Below are 22,899 nucleotides of genomic sequence, written 5' to 3' on the forward strand. Positions count from 1 at the left end.
ATTAACCCGATCTGAGGTTAAATAGCATATGTTTGCCAGCCAATTTAGGGCTGAAATTGGCTGGCATTTTGCAGTATCATTGGCTTAAACCAATGAATTACCATAATTTAAACATCTTAACCAAAAAATATCAGCTCAATCATACCTGCCGATAGTGATCTTGCATTTGGTATGAACGGGCATACAGTGAAAACACTAATGCCGCCAAAATAGCAAAACCCGCAAAGAAAAACATTTGGAATGCCGTCACGCTCATCCCTGTTTGCATTATTTGCTCAGTCACAGCAGGACTTTTAACACTCACATTGGCAAGCAATACCCAAAGGTTACCAACGGTAACGGAAAGCGTCCAAAAACTCATGATAGTCCCTTTCATCGCTTTAGGCGCTTGGCTATAGGCAAACTCTAATCCTGTCGCCGAAACCAGAACTTCACCAAAAGTCAGCAAAGCGTAAGGTAAAATTTGCCAGAAGATCGAAAGTGCTGAACCACCATCCATCATCAATTGAATCGTCCCCACCACAATCCAACTCAATCCAGTAATGGCAATCCCCGCCCCCATTTTACGTAATGCGGTTAACTTAATCCCCATACGCTCAATCGCGGGGTATAACACAAAGTTATTGAATGGGATCAATAGCATCACTAACAGTGGATTTAAAGCCTGCATCATTGCAGGTTCAAACCACGAAGGTTTAACCATATCATTGGCCTGCAAAATCCAAGTCGAAGCCTTTTGATCGAATAACGACCAAAATGGGGTCACCAACGCAAATAAAACCAAAATTCGAAGGACTGAACGTACACCATCTACCGCAATATCAGGATGACAGCTTCGAGCACGCTCAAGTTGTAATGAAGCGCCAGCCCCTACAAACCCCATCAGTAGCACCATAGCACTACAAATGCCCGCGACGATTCCTAGAGTTGGGATATTCACCAGCGCATAGGCAGCAGATATCCCACCAATTAGTGCCAACACTAAACCGATATTTCCCTTACCTTCCACTTTAGTAAGCAAGGCGCTGCGGATCACAGGTAAAAAACCATGGGGATCCTTTGGTTCTGGCGGCATATGCACATAACGCTTACGACCTAACCAGAAAAATACCGTCGCAATAAACATCAGCACGCCGGGGATCCCGAAAGCAACAGCGGCACCAAAGTTTTTAAGTAACAATGGCATAGATAAGGATGCGAAAAAAGAACCAAAGTTGATCGTAAAGTAGAACATATCAAAGGCTTTTTGAGCCAATGACTTATTAGTCTGATCAAATTGATCGCCCATAAAGGAAGATACTAAAGGTTTTATCCCACCAGAACCTAAAGCAATTAAAAATAACCCCGTATAAAAACCTTGCACACTGTGCTCAAAAATCGCCAAAAAAGCATGGCCCACGCAATAAAGTAAGCTTAACCAAAGAATGGTGTTGTACTTACCAAAAAATCTATCCGCAATCCAGCCACCCAATAATGGGAAAAAGTACACACCAATTACAAAGGAATGGAACACATCCTTAGCTACAGCGCCACGGAGCTCCTCCGGAATGGACAGCAAAAGTGCTGTCATTAAGAAAGGTGTTAGAATGTTGCGCATGCCGTAAAAGCTGAAACGCTCACAAGCTTCACTGGCAATAATATAGGGGATTTGACGTGGCCATTTTGGCGCATCAACAGGTGTAGTCATCTGTTATCCTATTATAATTGTTATAAAAAACTTAAGGTTATCGGTATAAAACCAAGATTGCAGCCAAGGATACTAACAGACTGCGAATCAATATTGGCTAAATTTATACAACAAAATACGCTAAGTAGATGTAAGCCCCAAAAATGATAGAAAATTAACGACCACAGAGAGCAGTAACAATGACCAAAATTGCTATATTAGTCGGTACCACCCTCGGCAGCAGCGAATATATTGCAGATGAAATGCAGGCTCAGCTGACCAAATTAGGGCATGAAGTAGACACTTTTTTAAGTCCAACACTGGATTCACTGCAACCCTATTCCCTCTGGATCATCGTTTCATCAACCCATGGCGCAGGTGATCTTCCCGATAATCTACAGCCATTTTGTAAAGAAGTTCTACTCAATACACCAAATCTACACCAAATTAAGTTCGCATTATGTGCCATTGGTGATTCGAGTTATGACACCTTTTGCCAAGGCCCAGAGAAGCTTGTTGATGGACTTGAATATAGCGGTGCAAAAGCGTTTGTGGATAAGATCCAGATCGATGTACAACAGGATCCTGTGCCAGAAGACCCAGCTTTAGCGTGGTTGGCACAATGGCAAGATCAAATTTAAGATCCTCATTTTCAAAATACCTGAAACAACCCACAGTTTAGATCTTATTTATCCACAAAAAACTATTTATATGTATATTTTTGTGGATAAACTATTATTTAGATCTGATCAACCTCTGTGCTATTCACATCATGATCCGCTTAAAGATCCACCCTGTGGATAAATAGCGGATCTATCCCCACCTTTAATGACAGTAGATCTCGGTTAGATCACAGGATCAAAAGCTCATTAACCACTGATATAAAAGAGAAATTAGCCTTACCCACAGGAAAGTGCGATCCTAATAGTAAACATAATAAGAAGATCTATATAAAGATCTTAAGATCTATTAGTCCCGATCCACTGGATCTATTTTCGAAAAATGATCATTCACCTCAATCAAAGCAAATGCTAAAATGATCGGCTCTCATTGGGTCACTTAAGTTTTTAAAGGTAAGGTCATGCATTTTCATGAACGGTTTGATGTTATTGTAGTTGGTGGTGGTCATGCCGGAACTGAAGCCGCATTAGCCGCAGCAAGAATGGGTTCTAAGACATTATTGCTAACGCATAATCTTGATACTTTAGGACAAATGTCATGTAACCCTGCGATCGGTGGCATTGGTAAAGGTCATTTGGTTAAAGAAATCGATGCATTAGGCGGTGCAATGGCGATCGCAACCGACTATGCAGGGATCCAATTTAGAACCTTAAACTCGAGTAAAGGCCCAGCAGTAAGAGCAACTCGTGCACAGGCAGATCGCGCGTTATATCGTCAGAAGATCCAAAATATTCTGCAAAACCAACCTAACTTACGTATTTTCCAACAAGCTGTAGATGATCTTGTTGTAGAAAATGATCGCGTTATCGGTGTCGTTACCCAGATGGGATTAGCCTTCGAAGCCGCTGCTGTCGTATTAACCGCAGGGACTTTCCTCAGTGGTAAGATCCATATAGGGTTAGAAAACTACAGTGGCGGTCGTGCAGGCGATCCACCATCTATCGCACTCGCCCATCGTTTACGCGAGTTGCCTATCCGTGTTGGCCGTTTAAAAACCGGTACACCACCACGTATCGACGCCAATACCATCGATTTTACTCAGATGACAGAACAAAAAGGTGATACGCCATTACCTGTAATGTCATTTATGGGCGATTTGAGCCATCACCCGAAACAAATTTCTTGTTGGATCACCCATACCAATGAAAAAACACACGATATTATTCGTGGAGGTTTAGATAGAAGCCCTATGTACTCCGGTGTTATTGAGGGGATCGGCCCACGTTACTGCCCTTCTATCGAAGACAAGATCCATCGTTTTTCTGATAAATCATCGCACCAGATCTTTATCGAACCAGAAGGCTTAAACACCAATGAGATTTACCCTAACGGGATCTCTACCAGCCTTCCCTTTGATGTACAGTTAAATTTGGTTCGTTCGATCAAAGGGATGGAAAATGCTGAGATCGTACGTCCAGGATACGCGATTGAGTACGATTATTTTGATCCTAGAGATCTTAAAAACTCGTTAGAAACCAAAACCATTAATGGATTATTCTTTGCTGGCCAGATCAACGGTACAACCGGTTATGAAGAAGCTGGCGCCCAAGGTTTACTCGCAGGGATGAACGCAGCACTGCAAGTTCAAGGCAAAGAAGCTTGGTGCCCTCGTCGCGATGAAGCTTACATCGGAGTATTGGTTGACGATTTATCAACCTTAGGCACTAAAGAACCCTACCGCATGTTTACCAGCCGTGCCGAATACCGCCTATTGCTGCGTGAAGACAACGCCGATCTGCGTTTAACAGCAAAAGGTCGTGAACTGGGTCTGGTGGATGATGCACGCTGGGCGTCTTTCAGTGAAAAACTGGAATCGATCGAATTAGAGCTACAGCGTCTACGTAGCCAGTGGATCCATCCAAATTCTCCATTAGTGCCAGTGTTAAATCCGCACTTGGATACGCCTATTTCTCGCGAAGCATCTTTTGAGGAATTACTTCGTCGTCCAGAAATGGATTACAACAAACTGATGCAGATTGAAGGCTTTGGTCCTGGTCTTACCGATCCACTCGCCGCTGAGCAAGTACAGATCCAAGTGAAATATTCTGGTTATATTCAACGTCAGCAGGAAGAGATCAATAAAGCGGTACGTAATGAGAACACGGGTTTGCCATTGAACCTTGATTACAAAGAGGTTCCTGGGCTTTCAAATGAGGTGATTGCTAAGTTAAATAGCCATAAGCCTGAAACCATTGGTCAAGCGTCACGTATCTCAGGTATCACCCCAGCAGCGATTTCAATTCTGCTAGTACATCTGAAAAAACGTGGTTTATTACGCAAGAGCGCGTAAAAGCTAGCTTAATCGCCAGTTTGGTCGCAGAAGGGAAGCATTCAGGCTTCCCTTCGACGTTTCAGGGCTTCATAATAGCCGACGAGTTTATCATTGCATTTTTGTTGAGGTTGTTCAGTGTTATCTGCCCAGTTAGAGGCCTATTTAGCCGAAATTAATCTGCCCGCTACCGCTGAGCAGAAAAAGCAACTGCTTGATTTTGTTGGCATGCTCAACAAATGGAATAAAGCCTATAACTTAACCTCAGTAAGAGATCCCAAGATCATGCTTGTCCGTCATATCATGGACAGCTTAGTGGTATCAAAACATCTGCAAGGTGAACGCTTTATTGATGTTGGAACTGGTCCTGGACTGCCTGGCATCCCATTGGCGATTATGAATCCAGATAAAACTTTTGTGCTACTTGATAGCTTAGGTAAACGCATTCGTTTTCAAAAACAAGTAGCCTTCGAATTAGGCATTCATAATATCAGTTCGATAGAAAGCCGAGTTGAGGCCTATCAACCCGAGCAAAAGTTCGATGGTGTGCTAAGCCGTGCCTTTGCGTCAATCCATGATATGTTGACATGGTGCCATCACTTGCCTGCTGAGCATGGGCAATTTTATGCGCTCAAGGGACAACTGAGTGATGAAGAGATGCAACAAATCCCCGCTGGCTTTGCGATAACTGAAACCATCGAACTCAAGGTGCCAAAACTCGATGAGCAAAGACATTTACTCAAAATAATCAAAGAATAACAGGCTTAAAGCTCCTCATTTTGAATGGATTTTTAAGTAGGCAATAAACCAGAATTTACATACAGGGTGACATTGTGGGTAAAGTAATTGCCGTGGCCAACCAGAAAGGTGGCGTAGGGAAAACAACAACTTGTGTCAATTTAGCCGCCTCATTAGCCGCGACTAAGCGTAAAGTACTACTGATCGATCTTGATCCACAGGGCAATGCCACTATGGGCAGCGGTGTCGATAAATACGAAGTCGAAAACACGGCTTACGAACTGCTGGTAGAAGAAAAGCCCTTCGATGAAATAGTGGTCAAAGACACCACGGGAAAATACGATCTAATTGCCAGTAATGGCGATGTGACTGCGGCGGAAATCAAACTCATGGAGTTTTTTGCCCGTGAAGTGCGGTTACGTAATGCGCTCGCGCCGATAAAAGATCAATACGATTATATCTTTATCGATTGCCCTCCTTCGCTCAACATGTTGACGGTTAATGCTATGTCGGCGGCGGATTCTGTGCTGGTGCCAATGCAGTGTGAGTACTTTGCACTGGAAGGTTTAACCGCCTTGATCGATACCATCACCAAATTGGCAGCCGTGGTGAATCCTGGTCTTGGGATAGAAGGGATTTTACGCACTATGTATGATCCGCGTAATCGTCTTTCAAATGATGTGTCCGATCAGCTAAAACAACACTTTGGCGATAAGGTGTATCGCACTGTTATTCCGCGTAACGTGCGTTTGGCCGAAGCGCCGAGCTTTGGTGCACCCGCTATGTATTATGATAAATCGAGCGCGGGAGCTAAAGCATATTTAGCGCTGGCTGGTGAGATGATCCGCCGTTCCGAACAGAAAACTCAGGCTAAGCGAGCGTAAAGGAAAACCATGACGTTAAAGAAAAGAGGGTTAGGTAAAGGCTTAGATGCCTTACTGAGTAATAGCCACGCCGCGAGTAAAAAACACACGGAAGAAGTGGTCGTTGTCGATAAAAAAGAAGAACTTATCCATCTTGATCTCGACCTATTACAGCCGGGAAAATACCAACCTCGTAAGGACATGTCTCCCGAGGCATTGGAAGAACTTGCCCATTCCATCCGTAATCAAGGCATTATCCAGCCGATTGTAGTGCGCCCAGTTAGCAATAACCAGTATGAGATTATTGCCGGTGAGCGCCGTTGGCGCGCTTCCCAATTGGCGGGTGTTGAAAAAATCCCTTGTATCGTTAAAGCGGTTCCCGATGATGCCGCTATTGCTATCGCCTTGATCGAAAACATTCAGCGTGAAGACTTAAATGCCATGGAAGAAGCCATTGCATTACAACGTTTAATGCAAGAATTTGAACTGACTCACCAACAGGTCGCCGATGTTGTGGGAAAATCTCGGGCGAGTGTATCTAACTTGTTACGTTTAAACGGTTTAAATGAGCCTGTTAAGCGTTTACTCGAGTATGGCGATATTGATATGGGCCATGCGCGCGCTTTGCTCGCAATTGAGGGTGAAGAACAAACAAATCTGGCGAGATTAGTGGCAGCCAAGGAATTAACCGTTCGCGAAACTGAACGATTGATTAATCAAACCTTAAATCCACCCAAACCCGTCGAAACTACGACTAAAGATCAAGATGTTTGTCGTTTAGAGCAGCAGTTAATTGAAAGATTAGGTGCCAAGGTTTCGATCGCTCATAGCAGTAAGGGGAAGGGTAAAATTGTAATTAACTATCAGAATCTGGCTGAATTAGACGGAATTCTTAGCAAAATTCGTTAATGTCTGTAGATTAACAGTTTTTAATGTAAATTTGTGACATATGTTAATTTTGGATTTTGACTGTTTTGACGCTATATCACGTTAAAAGTGCTGTTTTTCCTTATCTCAAAGTTGCAATGAAGGCGTGAAAAGGTATACTTTCGCAAGCTTTTTGTGCATCGACATAAATACGGATATTTGTCATCCGGTCATCGAAACAAAAAGTATAAATGCGGAGAGGATGAGTTGAGTAAGGTTTTAGCGCGTCGTGGCCGGTGGTCAGCCTATAAATTGGTGATGATGCAGGCGGCGGTGGCTGGGGGTGCTTCAATTCTCTTTTTCGTCGTGTGGGGAGTTCAGTTTGGCTATTCTGCATTAGCAGGTGGTTCAATTGCTGTGCTCCCTAATTTTGTATTCGCGACCCTCGCTTTCTCCCATACGGGAGCAAGTTCAGCTGCAAAAGTGATTAAAACTTTTTACTGGGGGGAAGCGGTAAAGTTGCTGTTAACCATCGCAATGTTTTCGCTAGTGTTTATCAATCTTAAGGTCGCATTTATGCCTCTTTTTGTTTGTTACGTGCTGACGTTGATCGTGCATTGGACAGCTCCTTTATACTTCAAGCAAAGTTAAGTGGGATGAATCATGGCTGCAACTGGTGAAGCGTTAACACCGCAGGGCTATATCCAGCATCACCTTACCAACCTACACGTTGGTGAAGGCTTCTGGACATGGCACATTGATTCGTTGTTCTTTTCGGTTGGTCTTGGTGTTCTGTTCCTGTGGATTTTCCGTAGTGTTGGTAAAAAAGCGACTTCAGGTGTTCCCGGTAAGCTGCAATGCTTTATCGAGATGATCGTGGAGTTCGTTGATAACAGCGTGAAAGAAAGTTTTCATGGCCGCAATGCCGTGATCGCGCCTTTAGCTCTGACCATTTTTGTATGGGTATTCATGATGAACTTCATGGATATGCTCCCTGTAGACTGGCTGCCTTGGCTAGCAAGTTTAGCGGGAATTCCATACTTAAAAGTGGTTCCGACGACTGATGTAAACATCACCTTCAGCTTAGCTATCGGTGTGTTTGTGCTGATTATTTACTACAGCATTAAGGTCAAAGGCGTGTCTGGTTTTGTTAAAGAACTGACGCTACAGCCCTTTAACCATAAGGCAATGATACCCGTCAACCTCCTATTAGAGACTGTTACCTTAATCGCTAAACCAATTTCATTGGCATTGCGTCTATTCGGTAACTTGTACGCAGGTGAGTTGATCTTCATCCTTATTGCGCTGATGTATGGTACCAACTTGTTATTATCTTCCCTAGGTGTGACTCTGCAACTAGGTTGGTTAATTTTCCACATTTTGGTTATCACGCTGCAGGCGTTTATCTTCATGATGTTGACCATTGTTTACTTAAGCATGGCCCATGAAGATCATTAAGGATTGCTGAAGAAATTTTAAACTAAATCATCAACTAATTAGATTTAGATTTTAGATACTGGAGATACAGATGGAAACGATTTTAGGCATGACAGCTATCGCTGTTGCTCTGCTGATTGGTATGGGTGCTCTTGGTACTGCAATCGGTTTCGGCTTATTAGGTGGCAAGTTCCTGGAAGGCGCTGCGCGTCAACCAGAAATGGCTCCTATGCTGCAAGTTAAAATGTTCATCGTAGCGGGTCTGTTAGACGCCGTAACAATGATCGGTGTTGGTATCGCATTATTCATGCTGTTCACCAACCCACTGGGTGCAATGCTGTAAGAAAACGCTTCTGTCTTAACTCTAAATAGGAGGCTGTTGTGAATTTCAACGCTACCCTAATCGGTCAGACGGTCGCCTTTATCATCTTCGTGTGGTTCTGCATGAAGTTTGTATGGCCCCCTTTGATGAATGCCATCGAAGCGCGCCAAAAAAGGATTGCTGACGGTCTAGCTGATGCTGATCGTGCGGTAAAAGACCTAGAGTTGGCTCAAGCGAAAGCGACTGACCAACTAAAAGAAGCCAAGGTGACGGCTAACGAAATTATTGAGCAAGCTAACAAGCGTAAAGCTCAAATAGTGGAAGAAGCTAAAGCCGAAGCAGACGCTGAGCGTGCCAAAATCATCGCTCAGGGTAAAGCAGAAATTGAAGCTGAACGTAATCGCGTGAAAGAGGATCTGCGTAAGCAGGTTGCTACTCTTGCCATCATGGGTGCTGAGAAGATCCTTGAGCGTTCTATTGATCCAGCCGCCCACAGTGACATAGTTAATAAACTAGTCGCTGAAATTTGATAAGGGAGTTTGAGTTATGGCTGAATTAACCACCATCGCTCGCCCTTACGCAAAGGCAGCTTTTGACGTTGCTGTTGAACACAACGCAGTGGATACCTGGGCCGAAATGCTCACGTTTGCCGCATTGGTTAGTGAAAACGAAACCATGCAGCCACTGCTGACTGGCTCTTTAGCCAGCACCAAACTCGCCGCACTCTTTATTAGTGTGTGTGGTGAGCAAATCAATGAGCAAGGTCAAAACTTGATAAAGGTAATGGCTGAAAACGGTCGCTTAAAGGTACTACCTGCTGTATCTGAGCTTTTTGCTCAATACCGTAATGAGTGGGCAAAAGAAGTGGAAGCCGATGTGGTTTCTGCAGCTGAGCTCAGCTCTGAACAACAGCAGCAGATCAGTATTTCTTTAGGGAAACGTCTCGCACGCAAAGTTAAGCTGAATTGCAGCACTGACGCCGCGCTTATCGCCGGTGTAATCATTAAGGCAGGTGACTTAGTCATTGATGGCTCTGTCCGCGGTAAGTTATCGCGTCTGTCTGAAAAGCTGCAGTCGTAATTGGGAGTTTGAGCATGCAACTGAATTCCACTGAAATCAGCGATCTGATTAAGCAGCGGATCGAGCAGTTCGAAGTCGTTAGCGAATCTCGTAACGAAGGTACTATCGTTGCGGTTAGTGACGGCATTATCCGCATCCACGGCCTAGCCGATGTGATGCAAGGTGAAATGATCGAACTGCCTGGTAGCCGTTTTGCAATCGCGTTGAACCTTGAACGTGATTCTGTCGGTGCCGTAGTAATGGGCCCTTATGCTGATTTAGCAGAGGGCGTAAAAGTTAAAACTACTGGCCGTATTCTGGAAGTTCCAGTCGGTCGTGGCCTGTTAGGCCGCGTAGTTAACACTCTGGGTGAGCCTATTGACGGAAAAGGAGCTATCAACAACGATGGTTTCTCTCCTATTGAAGTGATTGCTCCTGGTGTTATCGAGCGTAAGTCAGTAGATCAACCCGTTCAAACTGGTTATAAAGCCGTTGACGCTATGATCCCAATCGGTCGTGGCCAACGTGAATTGATCATTGGCGACCGTCAAACTGGTAAAACAGCCATGGCGATCGACGCAATCATCAACCAGCGCGATTCTGGCATTAAGTGCGTATACGTAGCAGTAGGCCAAAAGGCTTCTACTATCGCTAACGTAGTGCGTAAGCTAGAAGAACACGGTGCATTAGCTAACACTATCGTTGTGGTTGCTACAGCTTCTGAAGCTGCTGCGCTGCAATACTTAGCACCGTACTCTGGTTGTGCTATGGGTGAATACTTCCGCGACCGCGGTGAAGATGCTCTGATCGTATACGATGACCTGTCTAAGCAAGCAGTTGCTTACCGTCAGATCTCGTTACTATTGAAGCGTCCACCAGGCCGTGAAGCTTATCCTGGTGACGTATTTTATCTACACTCTCGTTTACTAGAGCGTGCTTCACGCGTAAACGAAGATTATGTAGAAAAGTTCACTAAAGGTGCAGTAACAGGTAAAACCGGTTCGTTAACCGCGCTGCCTATTATTGAAACTCAGGCGGGTGACGTATCTGCATTCGTACCGACCAACGTAATTTCGATTACTGACGGTCAGATCTTCCTTGAGACTGATCTGTTTAACTCTGGCTTACGTCCAGCGGTTAACCCAGGTATTTCTGTTTCTCGTGTTGGTGGTGCGGCTCAGACTAAGATCATCAAGAAACTGTCTGGTGGTATTCGTACTGCTCTTGCACAGTATCGTGAACTTGCTGCGTTCTCACAGTTTGCATCTGACTTAGACGATGCAACTCGTGCTCAGCTAGAGCATGGTGTGCGTGTTACCGAACTGATGAAGCAAAAACAATATGCTCCTATGAGTGTAGCTGCTCAAGCTGTGTCTATTTTCGCAGCTGAAAAAGGTTACCTGAAGGGCATTGAGCTGAAAAAAGTTGGTGATTTCGAAGCCGCTCTGCTCTCGTACATGAACAGCGAGCATGCTGCTTTAATCAAGCTTATCAACGAGACTGGCGATTATAACGCCGATATCGAAGCTGAATTAAAAGCTGGCCTCGACAAGTTCGTAGCAACCCAAACCTGGTAACAATGATAGAGGTGTCTTAAGACACCTCAGGTCCAGATTGGAGAGTAGAGATGGCCGGCGCTAAAGAGATTAAAACCAAGATCGCGAGTGTAAAAAACACTCAGAAGATCACGTCCGCCATGGAAATGGTGGCAGCCAGCAAAATGCGCAGAGCGCAGGAACGCATGGCTGCGAGCCGTCCATACGCGGAAAACATGCGTAAGGTGATCGGTCACGTAGCGCAAGGTTCTCTCGAGTATAAACACCCCTACTTAGAGGTGAGAGAGGCTAAGCGGGTTGGTTACATTGTTGTAGCAACCGACCGTGGCCTTTGTGGTGGTCTGAACGTCAACCTCTTTAAAAAGGTTGTTGCAGACGTGAAAAGCTGGAAAGAGCAAGGTGCAGAATTTGAATTCTGCCCTATTGGTGCTCGTAGTGTGCAGTTTTTCAAAAGCTTCGGTGGACAGGTTTCTGCCCATGCTTCAGGTTTAGGCGATGCGCCAAAGCTCGCTGACCTGATCGGGACAGTACGTGTGATGCTAGATGCTTACAACGAAGGCAAACTGGATCGTCTGTATGTAGTGTTCAACAAGTTTGTAAACACTATGACGCAGACTCCTGTGATCGAGCAGCTGCTACCTTTGCCTAAATCGGAAGATGATGAGGTTGCTCATCGTTGGGACTACATCTACGAACCTGATCCAAAAGCCCTTTTGGATACCTTATTGGTTCGTTATGTAGAATCTCAGGTTTACCAAGGTGTTGTTGAAAACATTGCTTCCGAACAAGCTGCCCGTATGGTGGCGATGAAGGCGGCAACGGACAACGCGGGTACACTGATTGACGATTTGCAATTGGTCTATAACAAGGCTCGTCAGGCTGCGATTACGCAAGAACTGTCGGAAATTGTTTCTGGTGCCTCTGCGGTTTAGGTTAGGTAACGAATACAAGTTTTAGAGGATTAATCATGAGCACAGGTACTGTTGTCCAAGTGATTGGCGCGGTTGTGGACGTAGAGTTTCCACAAGATGCCGTACCTCAGGTATATGACGCTCTGAAGATCACAGGTGAAGGCTCCTGTAATGGTTTGGTGCTGGAAGTTCAGCAACAACTAGGTGGTGGTGTAGTTCGTACCATCGCTATGGGTACTTCTGATGGTCTGCGTCGTGGTCTTGAGGTAGTAAACTCAGGTTCACCTATTTCTGTTCCTGTTGGTACCGCCACTCTTGGCCGTATCATGAACGTTTTAGGCGACCCTATTGATGAAGCTGGTGCAATTGGCGAAGAAGAACGTTATGTGATTCACCGCAGCGCTCCTTCATACGAAGAGCAATCAAACACGACTGAACTGTTAGAGACGGGTATCAAGGTTATCGACCTTGTATGTCCATTCGCTAAGGGTGGTAAAGTAGGTCTGTTCGGTGGTGCGGGTGTTGGTAAGACAGTTAACATGATGGAACTGATTAACAACATCGCTAAAGCTCACTCAGGTCTTTCTGTATTCGCTGGTGTAGGTGAGCGTACTCGTGAGGGTAACGACTTCTACTACGAGATGAAAGATTCTGGCGTTCTCGACAAAGTAGCCATGGTTTATGGCCAAATGAACGAGCCACCAGGAAACCGTCTGCGTGTAGCACTGACCGGTCTGACTATGGCTGAAAAGTTCCGTGACGAAGGTCGTGACGTACTGTTGTTCGTTGACAACATCTACCGTTACACCCTAGCCGGTACTGAAGTATCAGCACTGTTAGGTCGTATGCCTTCTGCGGTAGGTTACCAACCCACTCTGGCTGAAGAAATGGGCGTTCTGCAAGAGCGTATTACTTCAACTAAGACGGGTTCTATTACCTCTGTACAAGCGGTATACGTACCTGCGGACGACTTGACTGACCCGTCACCAGCAACAACCTTCGCTCACTTAGATGCGACTGTTGTATTGTCACGTCAAATCGCTTCTCTGGGTATTTACCCAGCGGTTGACCCATTGGATTCGACTTCTCGTCAATTAGATCCATTAGTGGTTGGTCAAGAGCACTATGACGTAGCTAACGGTGTACAAACTGTTCTGCAACGCTACAAAGAGCTGAAAGACATTATTGCGATTCTCGGTATGGACGAATTGTCAGATGATGACAAGATGACCGTTTCCCGTGCACGTAAGATTGAGCGTTTCTTGTCTCAGCCTTTCCACGTAGCAGAAGTCTTTACTGGTTCTCCTGGTAAGTACGTTTCTCTGAAAGACACTATCCGTGGCTTCAAGGGAATTCTGAGTGGTGAGTTCGATCACATTCCAGAACAAGCGTTCTACATGGTTGGTTCTATCGACGAAGCTGTCGAGAAAGCTAACAAAAAGAAATAACTAAGTAGTCATACTTAGTTTTTTAAGGAGAACGGGATGGCAGCCATGACAGTACAGCTTGATATAGTCAGCGCAGAAAGCAGTATCTTCTCTGGTCGCGTAGCGAGCCTACAAGTGACCGGTTCTGAAGGTGAGTTGGGCATCATGCATGGCCACGCTCCACTGTTAAGCTATATCAAACCTGGCATGGCGCGCATCGTCAAACAAGACGGCAGCGAAGAAGTGTTTTACCTTTCTGGTGGTTTACTGGAAGTACAACCTTCTTCTGTTTCTGTGTTAGCTGATGTGGTTATGCGTGCCAAAGATATTGATGAGCAGGCAGCATTAGAAGCCAAGCGTCGTGCAGAAGCCCATATGGCAACTGCGGGTGCGGACTTTAATTATGATGCCGCTATGGTTGAGTTAGCGAAAGCAATGGCTCAATTACGTGTTGTTGAAACCATCAAGAAAAACATTGCCAGATAAAGGTTATTGTTTGTGATAAAAGGCGGTTATCGAAAGATACCCGCCTTTTTTGTTGGTTTTTTCGCTGCGTTTTGAGATCTGCCTTTCGCTTTGCTGCGCCTTTCCGTTAAAATTGCGCCATTAAATAGAGCTCAGTTTATCCCTTTGGGATGTTAATCAAGGATATGGCAATGGCATTAAATGTAGTGATCTTGGCAGCAGGAAAAGGAACTCGCATGCGCTCGGATCTTCCTAAGGTATTACATCCTATCGCTCATAAGAGCATGGTGCAGCATGTGATTGATACTGCACACCATATTGGCAGTGATGCTATACAGCTCGTTTATGGCTACGGTGCCGATAAATTAAAATCCGCTTTGGGTGAGCAGCAACTCAATTGGATGTTGCAAGCCGAGCAGTTAGGCACTGGCCATGCGGTCGCTCAGGCGATTCCTAATATCGATGATAATGATACTGTACTGATCCTTTACGGTGATGTGCCGTTAATCCAAGCCTCTACGCTTGAAGCATTACTTGCTGCGCGTCCCGATAATGGCGTGGCGATTTTAACCGTCAATCTAACCAATCCTACTGGCTATGGCCGTATCGTGCGCGAACAGGGCAAGGTTGTCGGTATTGTCGAACAAAAAGATGCTAATCCAGAGCAACTTGCTATTAATGAAGTTAACACGGGCATTATGGCGGTTCCTGGTAATGCATTAAAAACGTGGCTTGGCCGTTTATCGAATAACAATGCCCAAGGTGAATACTATCTAACGGATATTATCGCCATGGCCCACGCCGATGGGGTTGAGATTAATACTGCTCAGCCGCAATCTGCTATCGAAGTGGAAGGTGCCAATAACCGCGTGCAGCTTGCACAACTTGAGCGCGCTTATCAGGCCCGTGAAGCCGAAAAGCTGATGATTGCTGGCGCTAATTTGCGCGATCCAAGCCGTATCGATATCCGTGGTGAAGTGACCGTGGGTATGGATGTGATGGTCGATGTGAATGTGATTTTCGAAGGTAAAGTGGTGATTGGCAATAACGTTAGCATCGGCGCTGGTGCAATTCTTATCGATTGTGAAATTGCCGACAATGCCGAGATCAAACCTTACTCTATTATCGAAGGCGCTAAACTCGGCGTAGCAGCCAGTGCGGGGCCTTTTGCCCGTTTACGCCCCGGTGCCGAGTTAATGCAAGATGCCCATATAGGCAACTTTGTTGAGATGAAAAAAGCCGTTTTAGGTGTGGGGTCTAAGGCGGGTCACTTAGCCTATTTAGGCGATGCGCAAATCGGTGCGGGTGTGAATATTGGTGCGGGCACTATTACCTGTAATTACGATGGTGCCAATAAACACTTAACTGTGATTGAAGATAATGTGTTTGTGGGAAGTGATACTCAGCTGGTGGCGCCGGTGACTATTGGTAAAGGCGCGACGCTCGGTGCAGGGTCAACAATTACCCGTGATGTGGGTGAGGATGAGCTAGTGATCACCCGTGTTAAGCAAAAACATCTGACTGGCTGGCAACGTCCGGTAAAGATTAAGAAGTAACGGCTTCATTTTTTGTTATACAAAGCGGCAATTAGCCGCTTTATGTTTTTTTGTCAAAGGTCAAAATCCTCACCAAATAAAAATCAGCTAAATTAATGTTGAGTTAATACTGTGGTGTTATGGGTAATTCATTGTTTTTATTCAAAGTTGATCTAAGTCACGCTAAATTGTAAATCCATGTAAAGTTCCTTAAATAAAAACAATTCTTATTTATATTGCCTGCAATTCTAAGACGAAAGGTCTACTTGAGGTGTTGGCAATGGTATTTAAATATTCAGTTGTAGGTTTGGCCGTTGGGGCTGCATTAATGGCGATGCCTGTTATGGCAGAAGCGCCAAACGATGCAAATATTGAACGTATTAATGTAACAGGCCGTACTTTTAACGATTATAAAGTCGGTAGCGCATCGGGCGCTATGCGTGGCGATATTGACTTAATGGATACCCCGCAGTCCGTTAATGTTATCCCTGATTTTGTTACCGATGAACAATTAGCAACAAACCTTGCGGAAGTCTTAGTTAACGATTCGAGCGTAACGGCGGGTACCACTCGTTGGAACCGCCAAGTCTTCAGTATTCGTGGCTTCGAACTCGATTCGGGCAACGGTTATCTCATTAACGGCCACCAGCAATGGTCTCATTACGTTCAACCTATTGAAACGCTGCAGCAGGTAGAAGTTCTTAAAGGCCCTTCAAGTATGTTGTATGGCCAATCCGGTCCTGGCGGTTTGGTTAATATGGTCACCAAAAAGCCGACCTATGATTCAATGCTCGATTTAGGTTTTGATACTGATGGCTACGGCTCTACCCGTGCGCAGTTAGATGCGGGAGGCAGCTTAAACGATTCTCAAAGCATTCGTTATCGTGGTGTGCTAGTTAAACAAGACACTAAATACTGGCGCGAATATTCAACTACTAATGAAAACCAAGAGCGTGATCGTTGGTTGGGTTACTTAAACTTAGAATTTGATATCAGTGATGATGTTTTGTTATCGGTTAAGTACGACCATACCCAAGACAAAGCGGGCATCGATGCGGGTGGCTGGTTAGATAAACAAGGCAATGTGATTGGCGAGCGTAAAACCGTATGGGACGCGCCTTGGGCCTTTACCGATAATACTGTTTCAAATTTAGGTGCTGATCTGACTTGGCAAATGAGTAACGACTGGAAAGTTAAAGTCGGTTACAACGATCAACAATTTAATCGCCAACGTTTCGACTCTGCCCCTGTTTATGCGGCAGATCCCTTCACCAAGGGGTATAGCATCAAGCCTTTTGATCGATATGACGATTGGCAGCATAAAACTGCTTATATTGATTTTACGGGCGAGTTTGAATTAGCAGGCTTGGAGCATCAATTCCTTATTGGTGCCAACTATTTAGATTACTTCTACCAGCAACAAATCGCTCGTGGTGCAACTCAAACAGTGATCCCTGGACAACCGGTTGTTCAGCCTGACCTTGATTACCATCAGGGCAAATTAAGTGCTCCAAGCGAATACAAATACTACGGTTTCTATCTGCAAGATTTAATGACCATCAACGAACAATGGAAATTGCTTGCAGGTGTACGTTATGACGAGCAGAAAAAAGACGGTGAAGGGGAAAATAGCTATGCCGTATCGCCAAAATTCGGGGTGATTTATTCGCCTATGGATAATGGCAGTATTTATGTCAACTATTCAAAAAGCTTCACCCCACAAGGTGCAGTGAATAACGAATACGATATCAATAACAAACTTAACCTAAAGCCTGAATACGGTATTCAATATGAAGTGGGAACAAAGTGGGAACTGTTTGACGATAGTTTGCTGCTAACGGCAGCGGTATTTGATATCACACTTGAAAACATTACCATTTCAGAAAAATTGCCAACGCCTATTGGTGATTATACTGATATCACCACCCAAGGCGGAGAGCAAAAGCACCGCGGCTTTGAAGTCGGTGCCCAAGGCAAAATTGGAGATAGCTGGTTTGTGACATCATCTATGATGTATTTAGATGCTGAATATCAAACGGGTGATGCTCGCGAAGGTAAAACGCCTATCGATGCCCCTGAATGGTCGGCCAATATCTGGACTCGTTATGAAGTAACCGATAACTTTGCAATGAACTTCGGTGCTATCTATGTTGGCGAGCGTTTTGCAAACGTGGATAACACTATCAGTAAAGACGGTTATGTCCGCTTCGATATCGGTGCTGCCTATACTATGGATATTATGGGTAAAGACGTTAGCATCCGCGCGAACGTGAGAAACCTATTTGATACTGAATACTTAGATGGTGGTAGCGATAAGATGGTTACTATCGGCCAAGATCGTAACTTCAGTGTGGCGCTTGAAGCTAAGTTCTAATTTCACTTTCTACGCTTAAGTTTTAGCTCGCTTAAAGCAGTTCATCGATAGGTGAACTGCTTTTTTATTATTTTTCATAAAGTTAATTAATCCAATTTAAAAGCCACCCATCTTGATTCGAAATTATCTTTCGAATACTAGCAAAAATGTTTCGTTTCTTTATAATGTAAGTTTCGAATCGAAAGTTAACTGAAAGGTTTTATGAATAAACGAAATACACAGCAACGACGCCACAGTATCATCTGCATCCTGAATGAACAGGGTGAAGTGAGTGTCGATGAGTTGTCATTACGTTTCGAAACCTCAGAAGTGACTATTCGCAAAGACCTTGCTGAACTTGAAAAAACCGGACTGCTGCTACGCCGCTATGGTGGTGCTGTAGCCATTCCCGATGAAGTGACGCAACAGTTTTCTGCCAAGATAGCCCCTAATAAGTTATCCATTGCTAAAGCCGCGGCGCAGCTGATTAAAGATCATAATCGCATCATCATCGACAGTGGCACCACTACTTCAGGCCTGATTGCTGAACTCAACCACAAACGTGGGCTGGTGGTCATGACCAATGCCCTGCATTTGGCTAATGCGATTCATGAGCTGGAAAACGAGCCGACCCTATTGATGACAGGTGGAACCTGGGACCCGCATTCTGAATCCTTTCAAGGCCAAGTCGCCGAGCAGGTATTACGCTCCTATAACTTCGATCAACTCTTTATCGGTGCCGACGGTATCGATCTAGCGCGCGGCACCACCACCTTTAATGAGCTGACAGGTTTAAGCAAGGTGATGGCTGAGGTTTCGCGCGAAGTGATCGTTATGGTGGATTCGGACAAAATTGGTAAGCGGATCCCTAACTTAGAATTACCTTGGTCGCAAATCAGTGTGCTAGTCACCGATGCTCGCATCGAAGAGAGCGCCCTTAATCAAATTACCGAGCAAGGCGTGAAAGTCATCTTAGCGCCCTACTCGCCTTAGGCATTTGCCCGTGATAAGCCAGAGCAAATGACTCAAACAACTTCATTTTTATTTTTCATTTTATAGGTAAAAACTATGTGCGGAATCGTTGGCGCCGTGGCGCAAAGGGATGTGGCCGAAATTCTGGTCGAAGGTTTACGTCGTTTAGAATATCGTGGATATGACTCCGCAGGTGTTGCCGTGATCCACAATGGCGAACTCAATCGCACTCGCCGCGTGGGTAAAGTACAGGAGCTTTCTGCCGCACTCGAAACCGACCCGTTAGCGGGCGGCACTGGTATTGCTCATACTCGTTGGGCGACCCATGGTGAGCCAAGCGAGCGCAATGCTCACCCACATTTATCTGAAGGCGATATTGCCGTGGTGCACAATGGCATTATCGAAAACCATCATAAACTGCGCGAAATGCTTAAAGAGCTGGGCTATCACTTTAGCTCTGATACCGACACCGAAGTGATTTGCCACCTAGTTCACCATGAATTGAAATCTAACGACACTTTACTGGCCGCGGTGCAAGCCACGGTGAAACAACTCGAAGGCGCTTATGGTACTGTGGTGATTGACCGCCGTGATAGCGAGCGCATGGTCGTTGCGCGTTCAGGTAGCCCTCTGGTGATTGGTTTTGGTTTAGGTGAAAACTTTGTCGCGTCTGATCAATTGGCGCTGCTGCCTGTGACCCGTTCTTTCGCGTTTTTAGAAGAAGGTGACGTGGCTGAAGTGACTCGTCGTACCGTGAGCATTTTCGATGTGCATGGCAATAAAGTTGAGCGCGAAGTTAAAGAATCAGAAATCACCCACGATGCCGGTGACAAAGGTGAATATCGCCACTATATGCTCAAAGAGATTTATGAGCAGCCATTGGCACTGACACGCACTATCGAAGGTCGCATCGCTAACAAGCAAGTGCTCGACACGGCTTTTGGTGATAATGCTGCTGAGTTCTTAAAAGATATCAAGCACGTACAAATCATTGCCTGTGGTACTAGCTATCATGCGGGTATGGCGGCGCGTTATTGGTTAGAGGATTGGGCTGGCGTTTCTTGTAATGTCGAAATCGCCTCCGAATTCCGCTACCGCAAGTCACATTTGTTCCCTAACAGCCTGTTGGTGACCATTTCTCAATCCGGTGAAACTGCCGATACGCTTGCAGCGATGCGCCTAGCCAAAGAAATGGGTTATAAGGCGACACTGACCATCTGTAACGCGCCTGGCTCTTCCTTAGTTCGTGAGTCTGACATGGCGTACATGATGAAAGCAGGCGCCGAAATTGGCGTTGCTTCAACTAAAGCCTTTACCGTGCAATTAGCGGGTTTATTAATGCTGACTGCGGTGATCGGTCGCCATAATGGCATGTCGGAGCAAATGCAGGCCGAGATCACCCAAAGCCTACAGTCTATGCCTGCCAAAGTGGAGCAAGCATTAGGCTTAGATGATGCGATTGCTGAATTGGCGGAAGACTTTGCCGACAAACACCATGCCTTATTCCTTGGCCGTGGCGATCAATACCCGATAGCGATGGAAGGCGCGCTAAAACTTAAAGAGATCTCCTACATCCATGCAGAGGCATATGCTTCTGGCGAGCTGAAGCATGGCCCACTGGCCTTGATTGATGCCGACATGCCCGTCATCGTGGTGGCGCCAAACAACGAACTGTTAGAAAAGCTGAAATCTAACGTTGAAGAAGTGCGTGCCCGTGGTGGTTTAATGTATGTGTTTGCCGATGTGGATGCGGAATTTGAATCTGACGAGACTATGAAGGTTATCCCGGTTCCACACTGTGATATCTTTATGGCACCGCTGATTTACACCATCCCACTACAGTTGCTGTCCTATCACGTTGCCTTAATTAAGGGCACCGATGTGGATCAACCACGAAACCTCGCTAAATCGGTGACGGTGGAATAAATCGGAAGCAATAAAAAACCGCCTATTGTGTGAGTAGAATAAAGTTTCATACCAAGTAATAAAGATTCATACTAAGTATTAAAGTGTCATACTATAAGGCGGCGTTCTCCAATCGGTACGCTGCCTTTTTTGATTACGGATGCTATGGCTCTAAGAAAGTTCTGCCCCAATAGTGATCTGAGATCTATCCGAAATGTTTTGCGAAGTGATAGCCTATTAATCAAAATTTAATATTGACACAACAGTGAATACTGTAACGTTATCGATTCATTTTATTTTGCCCAAATGACCATTAGGGATGAACATTTTGAAGAAAGTCCTATTTAGAACAAAAGAAGCGGCCGAGGCTCAAACAGGATATTTCAGAGTCTCGAGCCTGATGATAACCAGCGAACTAGCGTATAAAATTTACTCTTATATAATAAGCAACAAACTAATCACATTCGCTCAGCCAAACCAAAGAAAAACTTGTCATAATACCTATACTCTTAATTTTACGCTCAAGCAATACCATAACAACGACCATCCCAAAGCTTACCTATCCAATCCTGGCGCAATTGGCTATTACAAAAAAAAAGTAAAAACAACAAGATACCGTATTAACCCAGGAACGCCGGAATCTTATATATCAGTTCACCCTCCAAGCGACAAGAGCATTCAGGAGTTTGAAGCATTGAAAGCACGCTCACCAACATTAGAGCAAATATACTTCTGGATAGTTCAAAAGTATCCGAATGATTTGCTATGGATGGACTACTCGATGAAGCCAATAAATCCTTCGCGATTAATAACTGATGCCGAAGACGATAAATAACAATTCATTTAAGACCGACGCCTCTACTTTTCGGCGCAGCTTAATTCTGGTGCTACAGAGGTGGGGGCAGGCCTTCTCTTTTGCCAGTTAGTTTGCCATACCTGAATTAATCCATAATTTATTAATTTGGCGAAAGCACTGACTCACTTCTGTCCAGAAACGTGTTTGAATGGGACCGCTCTCTCTGTGGATGCCCAAGACAACCAGTATGATACTTTATTACTCAGTTGTAGCGTGACTCAGACTTTGTAGTAGGAATTAGTATGAATCTTTATTTCTGGGTGAGTATCATTTAAAACGGTACAAACAGGGTTACTTGACTGCTTAGTATGAAACTTTATTCCTCTCCTACACCTATGTGGGAGAGTAATAAAGTCTCATACTAAGTAATAAAAACTCATACTCAGTATTAAAGAATCATACTAAGGCCGCAAGTTCTCTGACTCGCGGCTTTTTCTAACGCCAAAATATCCTAAAGTTAGCAATGAGGGTAGTTGTCAAAAGAGTTACCGGTTAATACTAGTATTAGACATAGTCACCAAGACCATATTGATAAGCACTATAAGGTTGTAAAAATGTTGCGAAAAAGTTTATTTTGATGTAGGTTATTCGAGTTTTAGCTCGAATAATAACTAAAAAATGGATTTTCGCATGTTAGAAATGGCATTTTCAAATCGCATACTCGCACCGAGTATTACTTTAGCCTTGTCTTTGCTGACATTTTCAGTGCAAGCAGCAGACTCATCCTCCTTACCGTTCCAAATACTCCAAAATACCAGTTTTGATGGTTGTCCCTATTCTGGGGAGGTTGCTATTTCTGTTGATTATGAATTAGCTGGAGCCAACATTGGTGAATTAATCGTTTCAAGTCTAAGTAGTGGGCAACAATTCCCATTAGCTCAAAAAGAAGTTGAAAGTGGTGCGGGAAGTACCGTTTTTGTCTTTCAGCTCAGTGACTGCATTGATGATATCAATGTGACACTAAACCCATTTTAAGTTGCAAATATTTAATACCTAATTTACGTGAAAGTAAGGATG

General features: G+C 44.7%; 21 protein-coding genes. 20 read left to right on the forward strand and 1 reads right to left on the reverse strand.

The annotated features are described in order from the left end of the window. Positions 1 to 139: 139 nt before the first annotated feature. Complete coding sequence (locus M0413_RS15080; protein WP_249554801.1) at positions 140 to 1,687, reverse strand: POT family MFS transporter; 1,548 nt, start codon at positions 1,685 to 1,687, stop codon at positions 140 to 142. 179 nt (positions 1,688 to 1,866) lie between these two features. Here M0413_RS15080 and mioC point away from each other — a divergent pair, with 179 nt between their 5' ends. The 20 genes from mioC (at position 1,867) to M0413_RS15180 (ending at position 22,857) form a co-directional block, all read left to right on the forward strand. Then, positions 1,867 to 2,307, forward strand: coding sequence for an FMN-binding protein MioC (gene mioC, locus M0413_RS15085; protein WP_037413450.1), 441 nt, complete (start codon positions 1,867 to 1,869; stop codon positions 2,305 to 2,307). Between the two features lie 440 nt (positions 2,308 to 2,747). Then, a complete protein-coding gene (gene mnmG, locus M0413_RS15090; RefSeq protein ID WP_249554802.1) occupies positions 2,748 to 4,637 on the forward strand; it encodes a tRNA uridine-5-carboxymethylaminomethyl(34) synthesis enzyme MnmG in 1,890 nt (629 codons plus the stop codon). 117 nt (positions 4,638 to 4,754) lie between these two features. Continuing rightward, complete coding sequence (rsmG, locus tag M0413_RS15095; RefSeq protein ID WP_140907424.1) at positions 4,755 to 5,375, forward strand: 16S rRNA (guanine(527)-N(7))-methyltransferase RsmG; 621 nt, start codon at positions 4,755 to 4,757, stop codon at positions 5,373 to 5,375. Positions 5,376 to 5,449: 74 nt separating this feature from the next. Further along, a complete protein-coding gene (locus M0413_RS15100) occupies positions 5,450 to 6,238 on the forward strand; it encodes a ParA family protein (protein ID WP_011718840.1) in 789 nt (262 codons plus the stop codon). 9 nt (positions 6,239 to 6,247) lie between these two features. Next, on the forward strand, positions 6,248 to 7,126 hold the full coding sequence (locus tag M0413_RS15105; protein ID WP_037413441.1) for a ParB/RepB/Spo0J family partition protein: 879 nt from the start codon (positions 6,248 to 6,250) through the stop codon (positions 7,124 to 7,126). Between the two features lie 225 nt (positions 7,127 to 7,351). Then, complete coding sequence (locus M0413_RS15110) at positions 7,352 to 7,735, forward strand: ATP synthase subunit I (RefSeq protein WP_011074336.1); 384 nt, start codon at positions 7,352 to 7,354, stop codon at positions 7,733 to 7,735. A gap of 12 nt (positions 7,736 to 7,747) precedes the next feature. Then, the gene (atpB, locus tag M0413_RS15115) at positions 7,748 to 8,542 is read left to right on the forward strand and encodes a F0F1 ATP synthase subunit A (RefSeq protein ID WP_037413438.1); all 795 of its coding nucleotides are present in this window, start codon (positions 7,748 to 7,750) and stop codon (positions 8,540 to 8,542) included. 70 nt (positions 8,543 to 8,612) lie between these two features. Then, a complete protein-coding gene (atpE, locus tag M0413_RS15120) occupies positions 8,613 to 8,864 on the forward strand; it encodes a F0F1 ATP synthase subunit C (RefSeq protein WP_006083840.1) in 252 nt (83 codons plus the stop codon). Positions 8,865 to 8,902: 38 nt separating this feature from the next. Beyond that, the gene (gene atpF, locus M0413_RS15125; RefSeq protein WP_011624650.1) at positions 8,903 to 9,373 is read left to right on the forward strand and encodes a F0F1 ATP synthase subunit B; all 471 of its coding nucleotides are present in this window, start codon (positions 8,903 to 8,905) and stop codon (positions 9,371 to 9,373) included. Between the two features lie 16 nt (positions 9,374 to 9,389). Beyond that, a complete protein-coding gene (gene atpH / locus M0413_RS15130; protein WP_037413434.1) occupies positions 9,390 to 9,923 on the forward strand; it encodes a F0F1 ATP synthase subunit delta in 534 nt (177 codons plus the stop codon). Between the two features lie 14 nt (positions 9,924 to 9,937). Continuing rightward, a complete protein-coding gene (atpA, locus tag M0413_RS15135; RefSeq protein WP_037413433.1) occupies positions 9,938 to 11,479 on the forward strand; it encodes a F0F1 ATP synthase subunit alpha in 1,542 nt (513 codons plus the stop codon). Positions 11,480 to 11,529: 50 nt separating this feature from the next. Further along, entirely contained in the window at positions 11,530 to 12,390 is an 861-nt protein-coding gene (gene atpG, locus M0413_RS15140; RefSeq protein ID WP_037413431.1) for a F0F1 ATP synthase subunit gamma, read from the forward strand. Between the two features lie 35 nt (positions 12,391 to 12,425). Next, a complete protein-coding gene (atpD, locus tag M0413_RS15145; protein WP_037413426.1) occupies positions 12,426 to 13,817 on the forward strand; it encodes a F0F1 ATP synthase subunit beta in 1,392 nt (463 codons plus the stop codon). A 36-nt stretch (positions 13,818 to 13,853) separates the two neighbouring features. Beyond that, the gene (locus tag M0413_RS15150) at positions 13,854 to 14,282 is read left to right on the forward strand and encodes a F0F1 ATP synthase subunit epsilon (protein ID WP_011624645.1); all 429 of its coding nucleotides are present in this window, start codon (positions 13,854 to 13,856) and stop codon (positions 14,280 to 14,282) included. A gap of 170 nt (positions 14,283 to 14,452) precedes the next feature. Next, positions 14,453 to 15,817 (forward strand): bifunctional UDP-N-acetylglucosamine diphosphorylase/glucosamine-1-phosphate N-acetyltransferase GlmU, encoded by a 1,365-nt coding sequence (gene glmU, locus M0413_RS15155; protein WP_037413421.1) that lies wholly within the window; start codon positions 14,453 to 14,455, stop codon positions 15,815 to 15,817. A gap of 259 nt (positions 15,818 to 16,076) precedes the next feature. Continuing rightward, on the forward strand, positions 16,077 to 18,170 hold the full coding sequence (locus M0413_RS15160; RefSeq protein WP_249554803.1) for a TonB-dependent siderophore receptor: 2,094 nt from the start codon (positions 16,077 to 16,079) through the stop codon (positions 18,168 to 18,170). 201 nt (positions 18,171 to 18,371) lie between these two features. Then, a complete protein-coding gene (locus tag M0413_RS15165; RefSeq protein WP_023266063.1) occupies positions 18,372 to 19,142 on the forward strand; it encodes a DeoR/GlpR family DNA-binding transcription regulator in 771 nt (256 codons plus the stop codon). A 75-nt stretch (positions 19,143 to 19,217) separates the two neighbouring features. After that, positions 19,218 to 21,047: a glutamine--fructose-6-phosphate transaminase (isomerizing) gene (gene glmS, locus M0413_RS15170; protein WP_220056899.1), complete on the forward strand. Its 1,830-nt coding sequence runs from the start codon at positions 19,218 to 19,220 to the stop codon at positions 21,045 to 21,047. Positions 21,048 to 21,354: 307 nt separating this feature from the next. Further along, positions 21,355 to 21,861, forward strand: coding sequence for a hypothetical protein (locus M0413_RS15175; RefSeq protein WP_249554804.1), 507 nt, complete (start codon positions 21,355 to 21,357; stop codon positions 21,859 to 21,861). 651 nt (positions 21,862 to 22,512) lie between these two features. Next, positions 22,513 to 22,857 (forward strand): hypothetical protein, encoded by a 345-nt coding sequence (locus tag M0413_RS15180; protein WP_249554806.1) that lies wholly within the window; start codon positions 22,513 to 22,515, stop codon positions 22,855 to 22,857. The last annotated feature ends 42 nt before the right edge of the window (positions 22,858 to 22,899 follow it).

Source organism: Shewanella sp. 8A (genome assembly GCF_023475945.1).
In the GTDB taxonomy this organism is placed as follows: domain Bacteria; phylum Pseudomonadota; class Gammaproteobacteria; order Enterobacterales; family Shewanellaceae; genus Shewanella; species Shewanella xiamenensis.